This window comes from Metabacillus dongyingensis (assembly GCF_019933155.2).
Taxonomy (GTDB): Bacteria; Bacillota; Bacilli; order Bacillales; family Bacillaceae; genus Bacillus_P; species Bacillus_P dongyingensis.
Genome location: NZ_CP082944.1, coordinates 4880086 through 4897999, shown reverse-complemented (window position 1 = coordinate 4897999; position 17914 = coordinate 4880086). Strand labels below are relative to the sequence as shown.

The 17914-nt window shown below is 40.5% G+C and carries 24 protein-coding genes and 1 pseudogene; 15 read left to right on the top strand and 10 right to left on the bottom strand.

Translation table 11 applies throughout. From position 1 onward, the window contains the following. Positions 1-21 precede the first annotated feature (21 nt). Together K8L98_RS24195 and K8L98_RS24190 are read left to right on the top strand one after the other, a co-directional pair. Complete coding sequence (locus tag K8L98_RS24195) at positions 22-972, top strand: aminoimidazole riboside kinase (RefSeq protein ID WP_223438712.1); 951 nt, start codon at positions 22-24, stop codon at positions 970-972. A gap of 7 nt (positions 973-979) precedes the next feature. Further along, entirely contained in the window at positions 980-2425 is a 1446-nt protein-coding gene (locus tag K8L98_RS24190; RefSeq protein ID WP_223438711.1) for a glycoside hydrolase family 32 protein, read from the top strand. 286 nt (positions 2426-2711) lie between these two features. Here the strand turns inward: K8L98_RS24190 and K8L98_RS24185 are convergent, their stop codons facing one another. Then, positions 2712-3527 carry a bifunctional hydroxymethylpyrimidine kinase/phosphomethylpyrimidine kinase gene (locus K8L98_RS24185; RefSeq protein WP_223438710.1) on the bottom strand — a complete coding sequence of 272 codons (816 nt, stop codon included), beginning with the start codon at positions 3525-3527 and terminating at the stop codon, positions 2712-2714. A 160-nt stretch (positions 3528-3687) separates the two neighbouring features. Between K8L98_RS24185 and K8L98_RS24180 the strand changes: the two genes are divergently transcribed. Further along, on the top strand, positions 3688-4260 hold the full coding sequence (locus K8L98_RS24180; RefSeq protein ID WP_223438709.1) for a TetR/AcrR family transcriptional regulator: 573 nt from the start codon (positions 3688-3690) through the stop codon (positions 4258-4260). 50 nt (positions 4261-4310) lie between these two features. Continuing rightward, positions 4311-5246 carry an SDR family NAD(P)-dependent oxidoreductase gene (locus tag K8L98_RS24175; RefSeq protein WP_223438708.1) on the top strand — a complete coding sequence of 312 codons (936 nt, stop codon included), beginning with the start codon at positions 4311-4313 and terminating at the stop codon, positions 5244-5246. A gap of 226 nt (positions 5247-5472) precedes the next feature. On the opposite strand, the gene K8L98_RS24170 is transcribed toward K8L98_RS24175, so the two are convergent. From K8L98_RS24170 to K8L98_RS24155, 5 genes are all read right to left on the bottom strand, one after another. Further along, on the bottom strand, positions 5473-5685 hold the full coding sequence (locus K8L98_RS24170; RefSeq protein ID WP_223438707.1) for a hypothetical protein: 213 nt from the start codon (positions 5683-5685) through the stop codon (positions 5473-5475). A 444-nt stretch (positions 5686-6129) separates the two neighbouring features. Further along, positions 6130-6339 (bottom strand): MerR family transcriptional regulator, encoded by a 210-nt coding sequence (locus K8L98_RS26935; RefSeq protein ID WP_223443753.1) that lies wholly within the window; start codon positions 6337-6339, stop codon positions 6130-6132. Between the two features lie 521 nt (positions 6340-6860). Continuing rightward, positions 6861-7190 carry a GyrI-like domain-containing protein gene (locus K8L98_RS24165; RefSeq protein ID WP_240549805.1) on the bottom strand — a complete coding sequence of 110 codons (330 nt, stop codon included), beginning with the start codon at positions 7188-7190 and terminating at the stop codon, positions 6861-6863. 62 nt (positions 7191-7252) lie between these two features. Next, positions 7253-7981, bottom strand: coding sequence for a L,D-transpeptidase (locus K8L98_RS26750; RefSeq protein WP_338036999.1), 729 nt, complete (start codon positions 7979-7981; stop codon positions 7253-7255). A gap of 246 nt (positions 7982-8227) precedes the next feature. Next, entirely contained in the window at positions 8228-8545 is a 318-nt protein-coding gene (locus K8L98_RS24155) for a YflT domain-containing protein (RefSeq protein WP_070878811.1), read from the bottom strand. Between the two features lie 164 nt (positions 8546-8709). Between K8L98_RS24155 and K8L98_RS24150 the strand changes: the two genes are divergently transcribed. The 4 genes from K8L98_RS24150 (at position 8710) to K8L98_RS24135 (ending at position 11399) form a co-directional block, all read left to right on the top strand. Further along, positions 8710-9510: a glycosyltransferase family 2 protein gene (locus K8L98_RS24150; RefSeq protein WP_223438705.1), complete on the top strand. Its 801-nt coding sequence runs from the start codon at positions 8710-8712 to the stop codon at positions 9508-9510. A 105-nt stretch (positions 9511-9615) separates the two neighbouring features. Further along, on the top strand, positions 9616-10380 hold the full coding sequence (locus K8L98_RS24145; RefSeq protein ID WP_223438704.1) for an SDR family NAD(P)-dependent oxidoreductase: 765 nt from the start codon (positions 9616-9618) through the stop codon (positions 10378-10380). 16 nt (positions 10381-10396) lie between these two features. Continuing rightward, positions 10397-10699, top strand: a complete 303-nt coding sequence (locus K8L98_RS24140) for an ArsR/SmtB family transcription factor (protein WP_223438703.1) — start codon at positions 10397-10399, stop codon at positions 10697-10699. Positions 10700-10721: 22 nt separating this feature from the next. Beyond that, complete coding sequence (locus K8L98_RS24135) at positions 10722-11399, top strand: uracil-DNA glycosylase (RefSeq protein WP_223438702.1); 678 nt, start codon at positions 10722-10724, stop codon at positions 11397-11399. A 37-nt stretch (positions 11400-11436) separates the two neighbouring features. On the opposite strand, the gene K8L98_RS24130 is transcribed toward K8L98_RS24135, so the two are convergent. Continuing rightward, a complete protein-coding gene (locus K8L98_RS24130) occupies positions 11437-11784 on the bottom strand; it encodes a YflT domain-containing protein (RefSeq protein ID WP_223443752.1) in 348 nt (115 codons plus the stop codon). Positions 11785-11924: 140 nt separating this feature from the next. Between K8L98_RS24130 and K8L98_RS24125 the strand changes: the two genes are divergently transcribed. From K8L98_RS24125 to K8L98_RS24105, 5 genes are all read left to right on the top strand, one after another. Continuing rightward, positions 11925-12095, top strand: a complete 171-nt coding sequence (locus tag K8L98_RS24125; RefSeq protein WP_223438701.1) for a uracil-DNA glycosylase — start codon at positions 11925-11927, stop codon at positions 12093-12095. A 46-nt stretch (positions 12096-12141) separates the two neighbouring features. Further along, positions 12142-12423 (top strand): YwdI family protein, encoded by a 282-nt coding sequence (locus K8L98_RS24120; protein ID WP_223438700.1) that lies wholly within the window; start codon positions 12142-12144, stop codon positions 12421-12423. Positions 12424-12438: 15 nt separating this feature from the next. Beyond that, complete coding sequence (locus K8L98_RS24115) at positions 12439-12672, top strand: DUF3951 domain-containing protein (RefSeq protein WP_223438699.1); 234 nt, start codon at positions 12439-12441, stop codon at positions 12670-12672. A 97-nt stretch (positions 12673-12769) separates the two neighbouring features. Then, positions 12770-13141 carry a DUF423 domain-containing protein gene (locus K8L98_RS24110; RefSeq protein ID WP_070878805.1) on the top strand — a complete coding sequence of 124 codons (372 nt, stop codon included), beginning with the start codon at positions 12770-12772 and terminating at the stop codon, positions 13139-13141. A 156-nt stretch (positions 13142-13297) separates the two neighbouring features. Beyond that, positions 13298-13723: a hypothetical protein gene (locus tag K8L98_RS24105; RefSeq protein ID WP_223438698.1), complete on the top strand. Its 426-nt coding sequence runs from the start codon at positions 13298-13300 to the stop codon at positions 13721-13723. A 56-nt stretch (positions 13724-13779) separates the two neighbouring features. Here K8L98_RS24105 and gerQ read toward each other — a convergent pair whose 3' ends face one another. The 3 genes and pseudogenes from gerQ to hemQ all read right to left on the bottom strand — a co-directional run bounded on the left by gerQ (position 13780) and on the right by hemQ (position 15692). Further along, entirely contained in the window at positions 13780-14205 is a 426-nt protein-coding gene (gene gerQ, locus K8L98_RS24100; protein WP_223438697.1) for a spore coat protein GerQ, read from the bottom strand. A 25-nt stretch (positions 14206-14230) separates the two neighbouring features. Beyond that, positions 14231-14603, bottom strand: a pseudogene (locus K8L98_RS24095) (cell wall hydrolase). 345 nt (positions 14604-14948) lie between these two features. After that, positions 14949-15692 carry a hydrogen peroxide-dependent heme synthase gene (gene hemQ / locus K8L98_RS24090; protein WP_223438696.1) on the bottom strand — a complete coding sequence of 248 codons (744 nt, stop codon included), beginning with the start codon at positions 15690-15692 and terminating at the stop codon, positions 14949-14951. A 249-nt stretch (positions 15693-15941) separates the two neighbouring features. On the opposite strand from hemQ, the gene pta reads away from it, so the two are divergent. Both pta and lipL read left to right on the top strand, forming a co-directional pair. Next, a complete protein-coding gene (gene pta / locus K8L98_RS24085; protein WP_223438695.1) occupies positions 15942-16913 on the top strand; it encodes a phosphate acetyltransferase in 972 nt (323 codons plus the stop codon). 113 nt (positions 16914-17026) lie between these two features. Beyond that, complete coding sequence (gene lipL / locus K8L98_RS24080; protein WP_223438694.1) at positions 17027-17869, top strand: octanoyl-[GcvH]:protein N-octanoyltransferase; 843 nt, start codon at positions 17027-17029, stop codon at positions 17867-17869. The last annotated feature ends 45 nt before the right edge of the window (positions 17870-17914 follow it).

The window sequence follows — 17914 nt, the reverse complement described above, 5'->3', positions numbered from 1 at the left end:
CTAGAGAGGGGAGCTGCATCCATGAAAAACGGGATTATCAGTTTAGGAGAGGCATTAATTGATTTTATACCAGTTGATTCAGATAATTTGATCTATCAAAAGAGCCCAGGAGGAGCGCCTGCAAACGTTGCAGTTGGCTTAGCAAGACTTGGAGCTGATTCTGCTTTTCTTGGAAAAGTGGGAAATGACGTACTCGGGACTTTTTTAAAAGATACTTTAGCGTCCTACGGAGTTCATACAGATCATATGCTGCTGACAGATGAAGCGAAAACAGGCGCCGTGTTTATTACATTGGTCGAAAATGGAGAGCGTTCTTTTGATTTTTATATCGATCCAAGTGCAGACCGGTTTATAAAAAGTGAAGAATTAAACGAATCGCTATTTGAAAGCAGTAAAATCCTTCATTATGGTTCAATTTCTATGATCAGCGAACCTTCTAGGACCGCAACGATCAAGGCGGTTGAGCTTGCCAGAAAGAACGGAATGATTATTTCGTATGATCCCAATTTAAGATTGAGCTTATGGGAAAACGAGAATACTGCACGTGAAACGATTCTTTCTATGTTTGATTATGCCGATCTGATCAAAATTTCTGAAGAGGAACTTGAATTTTTAACGGGAGAAGCAACGATTGAAAAAGGAGTAAAGAAGCTTTCTGACTATAACATTCCTTTGCTGCTTGTAACACTCGGAAGTGAAGGAAGCTATGCGTTTACACAGAACGTGACTGCAAGAATTCATGCAATGAAAGTAAATGCAGTTGACACAACAGGCGCAGGAGATGCGTTTGTTTCAGGTGTTTTATATAAATTAAATGAGTATGATGGAAATTTAAGCTCGCTTTCGGAAAATGAATTACAGGACATCGGCCGGTTTGCAAGTGTATCAGGCGGACTTGCTGCATCGGTTAAAGGGGCAATGACCGCATTGCCTACACTGGAAGAAGTTCAAGGCATTCTAAAAAACGCGTAAAGGAGCGATGAATGTGATAAACCTCGATTCAGAGCTAAAAGAAGCAGCATATCAAGAGGTTGAAGCCAGCCGGAATACGGTTGAAAAAGATCCATATCGGCTGAAGCACCATATTATGCCTCCAGTCGGACTCCTTAACGATCCGAACGGCTTTATTCAGTGGAAGGGGATTTACCACCTTTTCTATCAGTGGATGCCATTTAAAACAGGACATGGAGCAAAATTCTGGGGCCATTATACCTCAAGGGACCTTGTCAATTGGGAGCATGAACCGATCGCTCTTGCCCCAAGCGAGTGGTATGAAAAGAATGGGTGCTACTCAGGCAGTGCCATTGAAGCTTTTGATAAACTACATCTGTTCTATACTGGAAATGTGAAGGACGAAAATGGAGAAAGGGAGACGTATCAATGCCTTGCCGTTTCAGAGGACGGAATCCATTTTGATAAAAAAGGCGTTGTAGCTGAACTTCCGGACGGCTATACTGCCCATTTTCGGGATCCGAAGGTTTGGGAGCATGAAGGAAAGTGGTACATGGTTGCAGGAGCTCAAACAAAGGAAATGGCCGGACGTGCCGCGCTTCTTGTCTCTGAAAATCTGTATAATTGGGAGCTCCTGGGCGATGCGGCAGGTTCAAATACAGAACAGCTTGATGAGTTTGGCTATATGTGGGAGTGCCCTGATCTGTTCCGCCTGAACGGCAAGGATGTACTGATTGTGTCTCCTCAAGGGTTGGAACCGGAAGGGAATCTTTATCAGAACGTCTATCAATCCGGCTACTTTGTTGGAGAGCTAGATTACAAGACGGCAAAATTAAATCATGGTGAATTTACAGAGCTTGACAGAGGCTTTGATTTTTATGCTCCGCAAACGACAGTTGATGAAAAAGGCAGACGCTTATTAATTGCCTGGATGAGTGTGCCTGATCAGGACGAGGACAAGCATCCGACCATAGCAAACAAGTGGATTCACACAATGACATTTCCGAGGAAATTGTCGATAAAAGGTGAAAACTTGCTGCAGGAGCCTGTCGAGGAGTTAAAAGCTTTAAGAAAAAATGAACAGGTGCTTGAAATGGTGAAGATCACAAATGAGGAAGTTCAGAAGCGGGAAACAGAGGGTGCTGTTTATGAGATGATCCTTGATCAGATAAAAGTAGAAGACTCTTTTAAGCTCTCAATTAAAAAGAATGCCGAGCTACATTACTCTCGCAGGGATCAGCTGTTTACGCTAACTAGAATCAGTTATGCTGACGGCCATCCTGAATCAAGAAAATGTCATTTGGCAGAGCTGACCAAGCTTCAAGTGTTTGTAGATACATCTTCAATTGAAGTATTTATAAATGACGGTGAAGAAGTGTTTACGGCGAGGATGTTCCCGGATGCTGAGGAGAAAAGTTCCGTGTTTTCTTCTGAAGGAGAAACGGTATTTCATTTGAAGAAGTGGGATTTGTAATAGAATGGAGGGCTGCCTATTTAATGGCAGCTTTTTTTGTTGTTTAGGAATCTAAAATATAACCGCTTTGTAGATAATTGTTCGAAAACTAAGCGGTGAATGGATCAGAAAAAGCCCCTCGCTGAAGAAATAAGTGCGTCAAAGCGGACCCGGACTTCTGCCGGATTCTTATCTGCCTGTCGGAGGTGCCTTGGCGCCTGCGCTTATGTTCTGTGCAAAGATTTTGAGTCAGGTCCAACTGGGAGATCCAGAAAAAATCAAAAAACCGGCCAGAGGCCGGTTCCTTTTATTTATTCTCGTATAATCGCAATGCAGCATGGTTCGTTGGTCCAACGTACTCATTAAGAGGGAAGGAATGGCGGATGGCTGCTGTAATAAATTGTTTAGCTGTATAGATGGCTTCTTTAACAGATGCGCCTTTTGCAAGCTCTGCAGTGATGGCAGCTGAATACGTGCAGCCTGCACCATGTGTATAAGAAGTATCGATGCGCTCGCCTTCAAGAATCTGAAATTCAGTTCCATCATAAAGAACATCCACTGCTTTTTCATGCTGAAGCTTGCCGCCGCCTTTGACAAGCACGTATTTAGCACCCAAATCAAAGATTTTCACCGCAGCTTCCTTCATTTGGTCAACCGTTGTAATTGTCCCGATGCCGCTTAACTGGCCAGCTTCAAATAAGTTTGGAGTAACAACTGTTGCAAGCGGTGTAAGGATTTCGCGCAATGCATCCGCAAGGTCAGGGTACAGAACTTCGTCCGCTCCTTTGCACACCATAACAGGGTCAACTACCACATTTTCAAGATTATTCTTTTTTATTGTTTCAGCAGCAAGTTTAATGATATCTACAGTTGGAAGCATGCCTGTTTTCATTGCATCCACGCCGATTCCTTCAACGATGGTTGCTGCCTGTGCTTTAATGGTATCTAATTCCACAGGAAATACTTGATGATGCCACTCATTATTCGGATCCATCGCTACTACGACTGTTAAAGCCGTCATCCCATATACTCCGCGCTCTTGAAATGTTTTTAAATCTGCCTGAATACCAGCACCGCCGCTGCTGTCTGATCCAGCAAATGTTAAGGCTTTTTTCATTGTCATAAGTATGTGTACCTCCATCCAGGTGTTTGAAATCAAATCTTTCATAGCTATTATATCAATTTCGAAAAAGGTTAGCCATTGATGAGAAATAGGTTGCAAATTGGATAAGATACCCATATACTATTATTGAACAGTGGTTAAATAAAGTGAGGTGGTCAATTTGGCAGCAAGAAGAGCAGTCGATCAAGAGCTTACGCGAGAATCCATCATGCAAGCTGCACATCAATTATTTCATGAAAAAGGCTATCAGAACGTTTCAATGAGGCAAATCGCAAAAGAACTGAATTACAGTCACGGAGCCATCTACTATCATTTTAAAAATAAAGCTGAGCTTTTTTACGCGCTTGTTAAAGCAGATTTCAAACTTCTTGATGAAAAACTGAAGGGTGTATTAGACCAAGAAGGACTAGATAACGAAGTGAAAATTAAAAAGATACTCGAGGGATATATTGAATTCGGATTAAAAAACCAAAGTCAATATGAACTTATGTTTTTAACAAAAGATGAAGAGGTTATAAGCTATATGATTCATGAGCCTAACGTGAGCTACGAAAAATTTGCTCAGGCTATTTATGTGTTATCAGAAGAGCAGGTTTCAGCAACTGTAATATGGTCTGTCTTTTTATCTCTTCATGGGTTTGTAACGCATTACTGTAAGACGGGGATGACATTTAATGAGGTGGAGCCCTTGATGAAGTCACATGTTATTTTTCTAATGAAAGGTTTAACCTAATTTTTTTGTCTTTAATTGAACAGTGGTTAATAAAAGGGAGGAGAATGAAAATGAAGCACGCAATTGTTTTTGGAGCATCCGGCGGGATGGGGTATGCGCTTGTCATGGAACTTATAAGCAGAGGGTTTGAGGTTACAGCTTTTGCAAGAAATGAACAAAAGTTAAAAGAACTTTTTGGTCATTTAAAAGAGGTGAATATTCATTCAGGCGATGCAATGAATCAAGAGGAAGTAGCAGAGGCATGCAGGAAGAAAGATTTTATCTTTCACAGTATTAATATTCCTTATCCTGAGTGGACGGATGGACACCCGCTTATTATGCAAAACTTGCTCCAGGCTGTTAAACAGGAAAACTCAAGATTCATACTCGCTGACAATATATACGCCTATGGAAGACAAACAGAGCCGGTCACAGAGGCAGCCTCAAAAAAACCGCATACGAAAAAGGGGAAAATCAGACTTCAGCTTGAACAGATGGTGAAGTCAGCAGAAATTCCTTATCTCATTATTCATTTTCCGGATTATTATGGTCCAAAAGCTGAAAACACCTATATACATTTTACGCTCAACCAAATGCTGCAAAATCGCACTTCCCAATTTGTAGGCTCATTGAATCTTGAAAGAGAGTATATTTATACTCCTGATGGAGCGAAAGCCGCGGTAGAGCTCGCCCTCACTCCTCATGCCTATCAGCAGAATTGGAATATTCCAGGTGCGGGGACACTGACTGGAAAAGAGTTCGTTAAAGTGGTGCGTGATGCAACTGGCTACAGCAAAAAAGTGATTACTGTTAAAAAGGGCATGATTTCCTTCATCGGTCTTTTCGACAAAATGATGAGGGAATCGGTTGAAATGATGTATTTAACTGAAAAACCGGTGCTTTTATCAGGAGCCAAATATGAAAAAGAAATTGGTCCGCTTCCTAGAACTCCATTTGACTTGGGGATAAGAGCAGTCATTTCCTCCATGCAAAAAACCAGCCATTAAGGTCAAAGGGGTTCCGTTTTTGGAGGGAAAACCAAAAATCACACCCTATTTAGGACCGTGAATAGCATTAGGTTTAGTACACTAAATCGCACCGCTTTTAGCGGTGTTTTCTTGCATACAAAAACTCAGTTCATTGTAGAACTGAGTTAATAAGTAATTCAATTATAGCCCCTGATTGTGGAATAAAAAAATCAAATAAACAAGGTTAAAAGATAATTAAAAACTTTCAATTTCCAGAAGTGCTAAGAGATAAATAATCTGTCTGTGAAATAACATCTACTTCTTGTCCATCTTTTTCGTAAACGGTTAAACTACCTTCTTGCTCTATTTTCTCCCAACCCCATTGTTTAATGATTGCTCGGTACCTTAAAGGCAGACCATTTTCTTCTGAAGCTGGGCCCCAATTATAAGCTTCCAGTTTACTTTTATTAGCTGTCATCTCAGCAGTTTTGGGTACTGGAAACCCCTCGAATTTTTCTGATTCCTCATATGAAAAAAGAATTATTAAGGGAATGCCAATTAATAAAGCAGTAAATGCAATTAACCCGCCTACTATTTTTTTATTAATCTTTGATCATCCTTTCACCTTGTTTTTATCGAATTCAAAATTACACCAAAATCTTCTTAATTTCTTCCTTCGTTAAACATCCATTTAATGGAATATCCATTATTTATAATAATATCATATAAATCCCATTTAAATGTGGTCTGTCAGTAGACATCAGGCAATAAAATAATTTGGGAATTCTCAAAGCCAATTAGCACACTAATTTTATGATGGACAATAGTTATTATCCTATTGCTAAATAGGTAACTATTTCTGCTCTTAAACGTTGAAAACCTTGTAATATCAACAAAAATAACAGGTCTAATCCATATGGAATTAGCCTGCTATTTTTAGTGCTACCTCATCAATTCTTTTTCCATCTGAATATAATTCTCTAATCTGTTCGATGACGGTCACACATTCATCATGAAGTTGGTACTTCTTATGAAGTTTTCGGACCTTTAAATGGTGGCTGTGATTCCTTATGTATCTCCTGATAGTTTCGACCGGTATCCCGATTTTCTCAGAGACGTCTGCAACGGTCAGCCAAGGGACACAAAAGGGACATTATAACCTCAAAATAAGGGGACGCGAAGGGGATATATCATCATTCTCATTGATATCATTAAAACACTAGGCTTTGCCTGGTATATCACCCTTGGTGATATCAGTTTTTCCTTATGCTCTTTCTCTTTCTTACTCCATGAGCCTTTTAATCCGTATTCTGTTTTTTGGCCAAAAGGAGAAAGAGTAACAGAATAAAAAGACTACTGTGGCTGTTGAAAAAAGTTTGATCAAAAATCCTGTATTGATATGCAGGATTCCTTTTGTTCCGCAATCGGGCCATTTAATGGAATAAAACATAATAAGAGAATGCTCTGTTAGCGATAAGTGTTGATTTTATCAATTTCAAAAAGACCAGTAAGATATTTCCTAACTGGTCTAGTATTGTAAATGTAGATTTAACGGAATAACACTTCTGTAAATATAATAATCATCCAAGTTTATCGCTAACTTTTTTCTTTACTGGCATCCAAATTTCGCTATATACATTTTCCGATGTACCATTATGGCAACCATTCAGAATAAATTTTTGCGGTAGTTTCTTGAAGCGTAGCAGGAAATGGTCCTTGATTAGGGAAAATTGCCCATAAACTTTCTTCAATAAAAAGTTGTTCTAAATCATCGAATGTATTTTCTTTTGTAGTTGCAAAACCAATCATATGAGTTAAGTAGCCTTTTTCTTCCAAGAAACCATCATCAAAATCATAAGATACATTCAAGACTTGATGAGGATATAAATCAGCTAATTGATGCATTTCATTTCTTTGTTGTTCGGTAATTGACTGGGCTAGTTCTAAGATAGCATGATTTTCACCTTCGAATTGAATTGGCACTCTTTTCGATACACCTACTATATTAAACTTCTCTTTCTTTTCAATAGGCCCCTTAATTAAGGTCAGCTGGTTTTTGCAGGACACGTAACATCCGTTTTTACATGAATATCTGGAAAATAAATTCTGCCTTGAATTTTGCTCTTGATACACGATAAAGGATCTTCTTCTTCGGGGTTCGGTGCCTCAGGTTTTGGCTCTTCCATAGGTGCGGGAGCAGGTTTTTCTTTAGCAGGAGGCTGCGGTTTCTTTTCTTCCTGAACAGGTGCTGAATCTGCGGGTACAGTATTTGGATAGTTGTTTGCGGCAGCTATTGCTTCAAAGGATTGGTTTGAGTGAAGAATGATAACTGAGGTGCCTGTGTGTACCTGGTCGAATAGATAGCGGATTTCTTCATTATGCATACGAATACAGCCTGCGCTGGCATAAGTTCCGATGGAATTAGGATTGTTATTGCCATGGATGGCATAGGTCGTTCCATTGGTGCCAAGAGCATGAAGACCGAGCCATCTGTCTCCGAGCGGATTTCGGCTGTCGCCTCCTGGAATATTGTCTTTGTAATAAGGACGATTTTTGATCTTGTTTACAATTGGAAACGTTCCTTCCGGGGTAAACGAATTATCTCTCCCTGTTGCGACATTAAATACATTAAGAAGCTTGCCGCCGTCAAAAAATGCAAGTTTATTCGTGCTTTTGTTAATGATGATAAGCTGAGGTACAGCGTCTGCTTTAACTGGCACAATAAAAGATGCAAATAAGAAAAGAGCGGCAAACAGCATAAACCATTTTTTCATTTCTCTCTAGTCCCCTTTTAGTTAAAAAAGTACAAGAAAAGATTACCAGACAACGAATGAGGAACATGTAGAATCTTCTTGTCGAAATGCTGATAATTAAAGTCATCTCTCCTTTTACTCTATTCGTAGCATAAGACGGGGGTTTTGGTTAAATTGTTCCAATTAAATATAAAAAAGGCGGGTCTCATGAGATATGAGACCCGCCTATACATCTATATTAGTAGGGGGAAATATAGATTGTATGAATTATTGGTGTGCTACAATTACTACCTTGCCCTTATCAAGCTCTTCTTCCATATGAGCTGCTTCGTTCTCTGTTAATCCCAGAGATACCATTTTCGAGCGAAGCTCATCTCCGCGTGAACGGAAAACGTTTTTCATTGATGAAAAGACGCCTTGCTCGGAAACGCCGACACTTTCAGTATCTGTTCCGGAAGTGAGATGTTTTGAGCGGTTCGGGTCATGTGCGAAAAGATAAATATCGTCTTTTACAAACCCTTCAACTTCAAGGTGATTGATTTTTTCAGTTGCTTGAACACCATTTTCAACTACAAATGTTTTCATTTTAATCTCTCTCCTTTTTCTGCTGATAGTTAATAAATACCCAATGTACAAGTTTTAAAAACAAGCTGGTTAATAAATGAGTCTAAAGTATCAGCCTAGAGCAATCTTTTCCTTTTTATGATTTAATGAGCAGTAGAAATAAATAGGAAAAGAGGAGATCAGGATTGCGTGTTTCAGTCATTATTGTGACATATAACCGTCTTTACACTCTTGCAGAGCTGCTAGAATCTATTGCCCGTCAAACATACCGCCCATATGAAATTATTGTTGTGAATGATGGAGGGGAACCGGTAGACTCTTTAAAAGATGCCTATCATGATCTTCCAATACGCATCATTGATCTAGAAGAAAATGCAGGACATGTTCATGCCCGCAACGCCGGAGCTTTCCAGGCAGAAGGCGATGCTATTATGCTGAGTGATGATGATGACTATTTCACCCCTGAGCATATTGAAAGAATGGTTCATGAACTGACAGATGCGCATCTTGTCTATTCAGATGTTGAGATTGTCGGGTTTGAGGAACAGAACCACGTACGAGTTCCTATCAGCCGCAGATTATTTGCCTATACATATGATTCAAAAGAAATGAGGCGCTTCTCAACGTTTGTGCCGTCAGGAAGCTTATATTTAAAAAATGTCCATCAGTCGATCGGATATTTTGATCCAGAGGTTCACAATTATTGGGACTGGGACTTCTTTTTAAGAGTTTCAGGAAAATTTCAAGTGAAGCGGGTGCCGGTAGCTAGCGTTATTTATGCTTTTTCTGATACAGGCAATCATCAATCTGCAGCTCTTAATGAAAGAAGACAATCTTACCTTGAAAAGCTCAGTGAAAAGCATCAATTGGGAGAGCTTCCTCAAAAAAACTTCTTTGTTCTATTAGAAGAACCCGAATTAAAGGCAAGAGAGGCGCTAAGCCTGCTTGTCTGGGACGGGAAGCCAATGATATCGAGATTAATCTGACTCCTGCTGCGGCAGGAGTTTTTGTTTAATGATTGCAAAGTTATAATCTCGATGGTATTATAAGTTTAAATGTTTAAACAAATAGACTAAAAGGAGTTTATATAGTTGAAAACCGTATTAATTACAGGAGCTTCAGATGGAATCGGAAGAGAGCTTGCTTATAAGTATGCAGAGGATAACTTCCGTCTAATCTTGACAGCAAGAAACGAAATGAAACTAATGAAACTGGCTGACGAACTTAAAAATACGACAGCAATCGTCAAAGCTAAGGACTTAAGTAATATGAATCAAATTCATGAATTGTTTCAGGAATTGCAGCAGGAGAAGATTCATGTGGATGTTTTAGTGAACAATGCCGGTTTTGGTTTATATGGGGATTTTATAAACACGTCTGCGGAAGAGGAACTGAATATGATTGATTTGAATATCAAATCAATCACGCTGTTAACCAAATTATTTTTACCTGATATGATTTCAAAAAAATCAGGCCAGGTTTTAAATGTTGCCTCCACTGCCGCTTTTCAGCCCGGTCCATTGATGGCGGTCTATTACGCGGCAAAAGCTTATGTGTTATCATTTAGTGAAGCAATTGAAAATGAACTGAAAGGCACTGGTGTATCAGTATTTGTTTTATGTCCCGGCCCTACTAAAACAAGCTTCAGTGAACGCGCCAATCTTGGACAATCCAAGCTCTTTAAAAGTGGAGTAATGGAAGTGAAACCCGTTGCTGATGCGGCATATGAAGGGATGAAAAAAGGTAAGACTCTGATTATTCCAGGCTTTAAAAATACAATTCTTGCAGCAGCTGTACGATTCATGCCGCGAAAAACGGTAACAGGCATTGTGCGGAAGACGCAAGAGCGCGCTTAAGAAAGGTGTGAATCAAATGGGAGACCAAGCCATTGATACATTTCGTTCATGCATCCCATTATTCCATGCTCTCGGCGATCCCGCGAGACAGGACATTATTCTTTTATTAGCAGAAACGGAAAGGCTGACTGTGAATGAAATTGCCGATCAATCCCGGCTTTCAAGACCAGCAATTTCCCATCATCTGAAAATATTGAAGGATCAGGGATTGGTGACCATTGAACAGCAGGGTACGAAGAGGTTCTATTCATTAGCACTTGAAGATTCAGTTACCCTTCTGAAAAAATTAATTACCTTGGTAGAAGAAACCTGTATTTAACCTTAAGAAAGGATGAAAACAGATGAAACAGCAGCTTCATGACGGCTGGTGGACGTGGCTAAAACCGGAATTTGAAAAACCATATTATCAGAGGCTGAGAGAATTTCTGAAAACAGAATATGAGACAGAGACCATCTATCCAGACATGGACGATTTGTTTAACGCTCTGCAATTCACTTCTTATGAAGAGGTAAAAGTAGTGATCCTTGGCCAGGATCCTTATCATGGGCCAAATCAGGCTCACGGCCTTAGCTTCTCTGTTCAGGAAGGTGTCAAGCAGCCGCCTTCGCTCCGTAATATTTTTCTGGAATTGAAGGATGATCTTGGATATGATCCTCCAAATCATGGTTCCCTTGAAAAATGGGCTAAGCAAGGTGTGCTGTTATTGAATACTGTTTTGACAGTAAGAAAAGGTCAGGCAGCCTCACACAAAGGGCAAGGCTGGGAAACGTTCACAAATCGCATCATTGAGCTTTTGAATGAGCGCGAACAGCCAGTCGTGTTTATTTTATGGGGAAAGCATGCAGCAGAAAAGAAAGCGCTGATTGATACAGTTAAACATATAGTGATTGAATCGCCGCACCCCAGTCCTTTTTCCGCCAGAAAAGGATTCTTCGGAAGCAAGCCGTTTTCAAGAGCGAATGAGGCACTGAAGAAAATGGGACGGAATGAAATTGACTGGGAAATAAGAAACAGATAAAAAAGAGGAGGTGCTGTCCGCACCTCCTCTTAACTGATTATACCCAGCCTGTTACACGCTCATGATCTGTAACAAGCAATAAGATTTTACCTTCATCAAGCTTTTCTTCATAGCGTTCTGCTTCTGCAGAGCTGAATCCGACTTCTTCTAATTTTGTGCGAAGCTCATCGCCTTTTTTGCTGAAAATGTTGCCCACCGCACTTCCAAGACCTAATTCAGAGATGCCGATGGTATTCGCTTCTGCATTGTTTGCTATACGGTTTGTGCGTTCATCATCATGTGAGAGAATATAAATGTCGTGCTTGTCGACACCTTTACTTTTCAGTTCCATTACGTCATTTTTTAATAGTTCGTCATTTGTGTATTCTTTTACAGCTGGTTTCATTTTCATTCACTCTCCTTTTAGGTTACTTAGTGTTTAAATAGCACTAACCGGTAAAAGTTAAACCCCTTTTTTTCAGGCGATGTAGAGCGTCTATTGGTATAATAGGTTACAAGGATAAGAATAAAGGCAGGATATAGGATATGAAGAATCAACCGATCAACTGCTTAAAATGCACGTATTACTATGTCACTTGGGACAGGGATTTTCCAAACGGCTGCAGGGCTTACGGTTTTAAATCTGCTGTAAGACCTTCTGTAACCGTGATGAAATCATCAGGTGAAGCCTGTATGAAATACACTTCAAAAAGATAATGTTTCATGCGATATAGAAATACCAAAGAAATGGAGGAACGGCAGGATGGATATACATATTTCAAAGCTGCTTGCAAAAATGGAAAAAGAAATTCACGGTGCCATGCACGGATCAAGTGATTCAGAAGTAAGAGAAAGACTGCTTGCAGTGAAAACACTATGTGATCTGGTGCTTGAAGAGCAGGCGGAAGAGCGCTATGAAACGAAGCAGCCTTCTCCGAATCAAGTGGATTCCCTTCAGCTTCAAAAAATGATGGGAGCATCTAATTTTAACAACAAGAAAAAAGAAGAGGGCGTCGTGAACGGGGATTCTATATTTGATTTTTAAACAGGAGGCGGTTTTATGAGTCCGAGTGATTTTGTAAATCTAGCCGTCATTTCATTTCCAATCATCATCCTGGTTTTCATAGGATTATATAAAATTATTGTCAAAAAGCAGACTGTAACAACGTATTATACTCCTTTTGATGAAATAACCGGCCAGGCACCCGTCGCCTTTCACGAGGAAAAATATATGCAGGAGGATGAGGATGGACAAGGTGATGATAAAAATAAAAACAAGAATCCAAAGATTTGAACATCTGTTGACGAATCGGCTGTCTGTCTTGATTTAAAGAAATGATAGGGTAAGATGAAAACTAGAGGCTGATTTCAAAATCGAGGAGAAGATAATCTTGAAACTATTTTTAATACTTGCTGCAGCAAACGCTTTTCTGGCCGTCGCATTAGGCGCATTCGGAGCTCATGGGCTTGAAGGAAAGGTACCTGAGAAATACTTGAAAATCTGGCAGACAGGCGTCACTTATCAAATGTTTCATGCCGGCGGTTTATTCGTTATCGCTTTTTTAATCGACAAACTTCCGCAGGCAGGCATGCTGACATGGGCGGGCTGGCTCATGTTTATCGGAATTCTCTTATTTTCCGGAAGCCTGTACGTCTTAACCGTTACTCAAATTAGTGTTCTTGGTGCCATCACACCGCTCGGAGGCCTTTCATTTTTAATTGCCTGGGTAATGATGATCATTGCAGTTGTGAAGTTTTTATAGAATTGGAGGAGTCCTTTGCGGGACTCTTTTTTTTTTGAAAAAGGGAAGGGGTATCAATTTGATCATAAACCTCAGGAATCGATAATTAACCTGCAAATCTATTATCCCTATCACACAATACATGGTAAAATAAGAAAAAAAAGGGTGGTTTAAAACGTGAAGAAGGTGCTTTTGATTATAGGCAGTTTGATGATTTTATCAGGTGTATCAGGTGCATTAAATCATATATCACTCATTTTTAAGTCGCTGGAAGAAGAACTTGGTGAATATGGAAGCCCCGCGTCTTTAATGATATGGCAGTACATTCCGTCCTTCTCCGTCTATGTTACATTACTTGCAGCCGGGAGCCTCTTGCTCGGTCTGGCAGCTCTTTTAAAACAGCAAGAAAAGCGCAACGTTCTGATGGAACAATTAATAGATGCAGTTAAAGGAAAAGATGGAGAGGCAGAACATGCAGCCGCTGTAAATCCATCTGACATCGAAAAACAGACGCTTACCCTGTTTCAAAGCAGAAATGAGCGTGACCTTGAAGAAACCAGCGAAGATCAGGAGAAAGATGAGCGCTATTATTGGAAGGGTTAATGCGGACCATTTTTTGCACAAAAAGAGCATACATCTTTCATGTATGCCCTGTACGATTATCTTGGAGGATATGAAGTCATATCATACGGATAATAATAAGCAATTTCCTCATCAAACGTAATATAGTCTAAGTAAACCATTAACAGCAGGTATCTTTTTGCTGTTTTTTGATCGCTTAAAATAATATGATCTCGTCCTGCGGCTTCGATGACACCTTTAAAAATTTTAGAGTTCCACTCTTTGCTGGCTTCAAACGTCATATAGACTGTAGCTACTTTCCCGCGATTTAAACGAAGTATATTCTCAATGTACGATTCCTCTAGCGGCAGCATTCCGCCTTGAGCCTGAGTGGGTGTTTGCTGCTGGCCGCCCTGCTGTTGCTGCTGTTGGGGATAGCCATACTGCGGCTGCTGCTGACGGTAATCATACCCGGCTCCATATGGATTGAAGCCTGCTCCAAACTGATTGTACGCTGAATTCATGTTGTACCTCCTTAGATAGAAAAAATTAAAAAACGTCAGGACAATTTGCTCGAGTAGGCGAAAAGAAAAAGGGCGATTTGAACCTTCCTGTATTCGGCTGGTTATACCAGGTTCCCGGACATTTTCCGAAAGATCCGAAAACCAAAGGGAATTGGCTGCCGGATGAAATCTTTGACCGCTGGTGCCTTTTTTGGCCAAATCAATCCTGCTTTGCCTTGCATCCTGATAATAATAACCCTTTTCTGCAGCCTCAAATCCGCCCGGCTTTTGGAAGATCATCTGGTAAGCGATGTTAGATCCCTAAAATCGAGACATTCAGCACGAACCAGACTTACTCCAACATTTCCAGCCATGAACATGCCGAGCTTGCCATCTCCTTCGCTCTCTGCACGGATCAATCATGCAGGCAGCATAACTTCCTTGATGTATAGGAAATCACTCCCATGTCATCACCTGCCTTATGAAAAAACATCTGGTTGTATAAGGTGATTAGATGAAAAAAATTAGGTCTTACTCATTAATAGGTATGATGGGAAAGGCAGTGTTATGACACTAAGAAAAGCGGAAATGCCTTGGTCAGCTCCGACAGGCAGAGAAGGATCTTCTGAAAAAGGCCCTAGTTTGCTTTTTTTGGCGGAGCCGTCCTGACTGGGGAGTTAGGCGCTGAGGATTGCCGACGGTGCTGTTTTTATTATATATAAAAAGCCCTTGCCGGCTTAGGCAAGGGCTTATACTATCGTTCCTTAGATATGAAAATATCCGTACAATTTATCGGCAGGAAGAATGTTTCCTACAAAGAATGTGCCAAATTCGCCGTAACGTGCGCTGACCTCGTCAAAACGCATTTCGTAAATAAGTTTTTTGAACTGAAGAACATCATCTGAGAATAACGTGACACCCCATTCAAAATCATCAAAACCGACAGAGCCTGTAATAATCTGCTTTACTTTTCCAGCGTATTGGCGGCCGATCATGCCATGGCTGCGCATCAGGCTTTTGCGCTCATCCATCGGAAGCATGTACCAGTTATCCTGGCCATTGCGGCGTTTATCCATCGGATAGAAGCAGACATGCTTTGCTTCAGGAAGAGATGGATAAAGACGGGCAAGCACTTGAGGATTTTGGTATGGATCTTCACCAGCAGGCAAATAGTTGCTGAGCTCTACAACAGATACATATGAATATGCAGGCAGAGTATAATCAGCAAGCTTCGATTTATTAAACTCTGTTTCAATAACATTTAACTCTTCCATAGTAGGGCGCAAAATCATCAGCATAAAGTCAGCTTTTTGTCCGACAATCGAATATAATGCCTGACTGCCTTGCTTTTGATCATCAGCAATTCCCCATTTTTCAAGCAAACCCTGAAACTCATAAATTGCTGCTTGACGCTCGTCACTGCTTACTGTTTTCCAAAGCGCCCAGTTCATTGCGCGGAAATCATGTAAACAATACCAGCCATCTAACGTTTGTGCAGCTTCACTCATATAAGTTCACTCCGTTTCATCATTCTTAATTACCTATTAACTATACCATAGTTTGTCCATTCCATAATGGAAACAGCCTTCATTGTCCATATTATAAAGGAAGTACATAAGTTTAAATGTTAGTTAATTGTGAAAATAAAGAATTTAAGGTGTAAGCGCTCTATTTGCCCGCGGCTGTTTGAATTTGTCTGTAAGTGGAGTATCCTTAATCTTGGATCAATGGATTTATACTAATTAGGAGGTTTTGTAATGTCTGATTTATTTACTCTTTTAAAAGAAAAAGTAACTGGAAAAGAGCTTAAAATCGTTTTTCCTGAAGGAATGGATGAGCGTATTCTTACTGCTGCAAACCGTTTGGCTGGAGAAGGAATTCTAAAACCGATTCTTGTCGGCAGCAATGAGGAGATTACGAAAAAAGCAGATGAACTGAATCTTACGTTAGATGGTGTCGAAATTTATGACCCTAATACATTTGAAGGCATGAACGAGCTTGTTCAATCTTTCGTAGAACGCCGAAAAGGCAAAGCTACAGAAGAGCAGGCGCAAAAAATCCTGCTTGATGAAAACTACTTTGGAACAATGCTTGTGTACACTGGACAAGCTCACGGCTTAGTAAGCGGTGCTGCTCATTCAACGGCAGACACAGTTCGCCCGGCGCTTCAAATCATTAAAACAAAAGAGGGAGTCAAGAAAACATCAGGTGTCTTCATCATGGTTCGCGGCGACGAGAAATATGTATTTGCTGACTGTGCAATCAACATTTCGCCTAATAGCCAAGATCTTGCTGAGATTGCAATCGAAAGTGCAAAAACAGCCGATATGTTTGATATCGAACCTAGAGTTGCTATGCTCAGCTTCTCAACAAAAGGATCTGCAAAATCACCTGAAACAGAGCGCGTTGCTGAAGCGGTAAAAATAGCAAAAGAAATGGAGCCTAACCTTGTGTTAGACGGTGAGTTCCAATTTGACGCTGCATTTGTACCTTCTGTAGCAAAATCAAAGGCACCGGACTCTGTCATCAAAGGCGATGCAAACGTATTTGTTTTCCCAAGCCTAGAAGCAGGGAACATCGGATACAAAATTGCACAGCGCTTAGGAAACTTTGAAGCAGTCGGACCGATTCTGCAAGGCTTGAATGCACCTGTGAACGATCTTTCACGCGGATGTAATGCAGAAGATGTTTATAAGCTTGCACTGATTACTGCTGGACAAGCGGTTTAATAGTGAGAAATGAGAGACAGCCTGAGAGCAGGCTGTCTCTTTTTATGCATCAATATTTCCGATTGTTCATGCTATAATATACATGCTTATAAACTCGGGAGGATTTCATCAACATGTCATTTGAAACCTTATTAAAACAAAATGAATGGAAGATTGTCGATCAGTCCAGTCTCGGACCTCATTTTGATGCGAGACAGTCCTTTGCGATGGATGATACGTTATGTGCAGCGGTCGGGAACGGCACTTCACCTGCAACGGCCCGGACATGGGTTCACCACAAAACGATTGTGCTTGGCATTCAAGATACAAAGCTTCCTTATTTACAGGATGGAATCTCTTATTTAAAAGAACAGGGGTATCGCGTGATCGTACGAAATTCAGGCGGCCTTGCTGTTGTTTTAGATGAAGGGGTTCTTAATATATCACTGATTTTCCCTGAAACTGAAAAGGGGATCGATATCAATCGCGGCTATGACACGATGTGGGACCTGATTAAGCGGATGCTTGCGGACTATGGTACTGAGATAGAAGCAAGAGAAATAACGGGATCTTATTGCCCAGGCAGCTATGACTTAAGCATAGGCGGGAAAAAATTCGCCGGAATTTCACAGCGAAGACTGCGCGGGGGCATCGCTGTTCAAATTTATCTTTGTGCCAACGGCAGCGGAGCTTGGAGGGCGGAATTGATACGCAGATTTTATGAGCTTGCGAAAAAAGGTGAACCGACGAAATTTGTATATCCTCAAATTGTTCCTGAAACAATGGCATCCTTAAGCGAACTGCTTCATGATGAAATTACTGTTCAAACTCTTATGCTGTCGTTTCTGAAAACCTTAAAGGACCTGAGCGGCAGAATTTACGCTGCTGCACTGTCTGTCGATGAACAGGTGCTGTTTGAAAAAAATCTGCTTCGCATGTATGACCGGAATGAAAAAGTGTTTGGAACTGTGCAATAGAAAAACGAACGCATCAGGTTTGTTTCTGATGTGTTTTCTTATGAG